This window comes from Loktanella sp. PT4BL (genome assembly GCF_003201935.1).
In the GTDB taxonomy this organism is placed as follows: Bacteria; Pseudomonadota; Alphaproteobacteria; order Rhodobacterales; family Rhodobacteraceae; genus Yoonia.
Genome location: NZ_QJJL01000031.1, coordinates 1 through 2,605, shown reverse-complemented (window position 1 = coordinate 2,605; position 2,605 = coordinate 1). Strand labels below are relative to the sequence as shown.

Annotated in this window: 6 protein-coding genes; 2 read left to right on the top strand and 4 right to left on the bottom strand. The window is 61.2% G+C overall.

Features of this window, described 5'->3' with window-relative positions; all coding sequences use genetic code 11:
- Together C7964_RS19685 and C7964_RS19680 are read left to right on the top strand one after the other, a co-directional pair.
- On the top strand, positions 1 to 615 hold a 615-nt coding region (locus tag C7964_RS19685), incomplete at its 5' end, for a DNA-methyltransferase (RefSeq protein ID WP_146214906.1).
- Positions 612 to 821, top strand: coding sequence for a DUF7220 family protein (locus tag C7964_RS19680; protein ID WP_110281244.1), 210 nt, complete (start codon positions 612 to 614; stop codon positions 819 to 821). The genes C7964_RS19685 and C7964_RS19680, both read left to right, overlap by 4 nt.
- Here the strand turns inward: C7964_RS19680 and C7964_RS19675 are convergent.
- The 4 genes from C7964_RS19675 to C7964_RS19660 all read right to left on the bottom strand — a co-directional run bounded on the left by C7964_RS19675 (position 771) and on the right by C7964_RS19660 (position 2,492).
- Positions 771 to 1,370, bottom strand: coding sequence for a DUF3489 domain-containing protein (locus C7964_RS19675; RefSeq protein WP_110281243.1), 600 nt, complete (start codon positions 1,368 to 1,370; stop codon positions 771 to 773). The genes C7964_RS19680 and C7964_RS19675 overlap by 51 nt on opposite strands.
- 98 nt (positions 1,371 to 1,468) lie before the next feature.
- Entirely contained in the window at positions 1,469 to 1,870 is a 402-nt protein-coding gene (locus C7964_RS19670; RefSeq protein ID WP_110281242.1) for a hypothetical protein, read from the bottom strand.
- 72 nt (positions 1,871 to 1,942) lie between these two features.
- Entirely contained in the window at positions 1,943 to 2,170 is a 228-nt protein-coding gene (locus C7964_RS19665; protein WP_286164081.1) for a hypothetical protein, read from the bottom strand.
- Between the two features lie 100 nt (positions 2,171 to 2,270).
- On the bottom strand, positions 2,271 to 2,492 hold the full coding sequence (locus C7964_RS19660) for a hypothetical protein (protein ID WP_110281241.1): 222 nt from the start codon (positions 2,490 to 2,492) through the stop codon (positions 2,271 to 2,273).
- Positions 2,493 to 2,605 lie beyond the last annotated feature (113 nt).

Sequence of the window (2,605 nt, the reverse complement as noted above, 5' to 3'; positions counted from 1 at the left end):
AAAGCAGGCGCTGCTGCAACCAAGCGCACCGGCAAGGTGCTGAACGATGACCGTGCGGACTGGCGTGAGGCCTGGGCGCTGTTTCCTGGGGATGTTGCCTATGTCTGGCACGGCGCGCTGCATGCTGCGACTGTGGCCGACAGTCTGATCGCCTCGGGCTTCAACATCCGCTCACAGATCATCTGGGCCAAGGACCGGCTGGTGCTGAGCCGCGGTGACTATCACTGGCAGCATGAGCCCTGCTGGTACGCTGTACGCGCCAAAGGCAAAGGCCACTGGGCGGGCGATCGCAAGCAGACGACGCTCTGGCAGATCGCAAACAAGGATCAGGATGCGGACACAGTTCACGGCACACAGAAACCGGTTGAATGTATGCGCCGTCCGATCCTGAACAACTCAAGCCCCGGCCAAGCGGTCTACGAGCCCTTCATGGGATCAGGCACCACGCTGATCGCGGCGGAGACCACCGGGCGCGTTTGCTTCGGGGTGGAGTTAAACCCGGCCTATGTCGATGTGGCCATCGAGCGATGGCAGGCCTTCACCGGCCAGGAGGCCTTGCTTGTGGAAACTGGCGAGAGCTTTGCCGCCCTCAAATCGGAGCGGATGGCGGCATGAGTCAGTCGCGCAGGATGTCACTGATTGAGGCTGGCACCAACGTCGTGGTCGGTTATGTGCTGGCCATTACGACGCAGATCGTGGTGTTTCCGTGGTTCGGGCTGGTGGTCAGCATCGGCGATAATCTTGCCATTGGCGCGATCTTTGTCATTCTTTCACTGATCCGAAGTTACTTGCTGCGCAGGCTCTTCGCGCGGCTGCGATGACGGCGCAGATCCATCATTCGGCAGCGAATACACTGTGCCCCGCCCGTCTTGCTTCTCGGAGGTGACCGGCAGGCCCAGCTTTTTCTTCAGGCTACCGGAGATCAGGCCGCGAACACTATGCGCCAACCACCCCGTCACAGCGACGATTTCGGCGATCGAGGCCCCCTCGGGCCGCTGCAGAAGGATGATGATCTGTGCCTGTTTGGTATTGGCTCGTATCATCGGTATTTTGGGCGCCGGTGCTGCGGCTGCATGCTGACGGACTGCCGCCATCGTTTTGACAACCACCGGTTCAATTCCGACCGCGAGCAGCCCCGCGTCGGTGACCACCAGCGTGGTGCCGTGACCATCACCGGTTTCGCGCCAGAGCGGTTCGCCCTTGCGGGTGTTGGCATCGACCTCTTCGAGCCAGCCGCTGTCGATCATCATGGCCACGACCTTCTTGGCGGCAGCACCATGCAGTCCCTCGGGCAGCGGCATGGCAATGTTGTCTGCGCGCTGGGCACCAGTGGTGAGGATCAGGCTTTGGGTCTTCGTGAAATTGGGCATGGTGGCCTCCGGTGAAACGGGCAGCGCGGGATGCGTGCCCTTCTACCGGCATTGGCCCGCGGGAGCGCGGGCCAACCAAAGCGTTAGTTTAGCGAGCCTCAGTCCGCCTCTGCCATTGCAGCGTTGATTGCGAAGTGCTGCACCCATCCGGTGAGATATGGTAGACTTGCGGGGATGCCCTCCTCACGCGCGGTCCGGCGGCTGATGCGCCAGCCCTGCCAGCGGCAGATTGCTGATTGGATCGCCGTCTCGCTGTCGATGTTGCAGCCCGTCATGTTGCCGACCACATCGTCGGCGAAGTGGCGGCCCATCCGGCTGTCAAGAAAGTCGCGGATCCCGATCATCTCGTCTTCGGTGTCGGCGCTGATGGCTGCGGCGATGAGGCGAGAAGCCAGCGTCCAGACCTCTGCGCTGCGCCGCTGGCGCTGCGGGCAGTTTGTCAGGGTTTGGAAAAAGCCGTAATCTTCGTTGCGGCTGGGCAGAATGGGGTGCGTGGTCATGGGCTTGGATCCTTTGGTGCGGTGCATCGTTTTGCTGAGACAACCATCGCTCTGACAGGGTGATTAGCGTAGTCAATTCGGCGCAATTTGATTGCTTTTTTGCACCCCACGCAGGGAGGTCAGTTCACGCCATACACCGGCCTGCCAGATATAAAGATGGCAAAGTTCGCAAGTGGGCTGTTGCAGGATGCGGGGCGCGCGTGGTGGATCAAAACAGTCCAGTGCGTCCACACGCACCTGACGGATTTCGCGGGCGGCAAGAATGTCCTCGGGTGTCCAACGGGCCAGCGCTGGCAGCATATGGGCGGGTTAACCATCAAAATGCACATACACATGTGCCCATTCGTCGGGACCTGTCTGGATGGCGATTTGTGCGCGGGTGCTCATGGACCGTCCTCCTTCAAATCAGCTTCAGGTCGGCCAACCCCGCGCAGGCGGCAGTAAGCTGGCTGGTCGGCAGTTCGACCTTGATATGCGAGAAGATGTCTGAGGCCTCGGCCTTGATCCCTGCGTCCCGCAACGCGGTCTCGATGGCCTCCGCGATAGCGTTGGGGCGGCTGCGGTCGAAATGGTCGGGCAGCATTGCATAGTCGATGCGGATGGTTGTGGTTGCCATTGTCATGATCTGGCCTTTCAGTCTTGCTGTTCGATGAGGGCGAGAATGGCGATCGCCATGCCGCCGAGGTACTCGCTGCGCCGGAACACGATGTCATCGATCTCGCCCGCGCAGGTGAT

Coding starts and splice junctions, on each gene's coding strand:
- C7964_RS19680 (WP_110281244.1), top strand. CDS start 612: ATGAGTCAGTCGCGCAGGATGTCACTGATTGAGGCTGGCACCAACGTC.
- C7964_RS19675 (WP_110281243.1), bottom strand. CDS start 1,370: ATGCCCAATTTCACGAAGACCCAAAGCCTGATCCTCACCACTGGTGCC.
- C7964_RS19670 (WP_110281242.1), bottom strand. CDS start 1,870: ATGACCACGCACCCCATTCTGCCCAGCCGCAACGAAGATTACGGCTTT.
- C7964_RS19665 (WP_286164081.1), bottom strand. CDS start 2,170: ATGCTGCCAGCGCTGGCCCGTTGGACACCCGAGGACATTCTTGCCGCC.
- C7964_RS19660 (WP_110281241.1), bottom strand. CDS start 2,492: ATGACAATGGCAACCACAACCATCCGCATCGACTATGCAATGCTGCCC.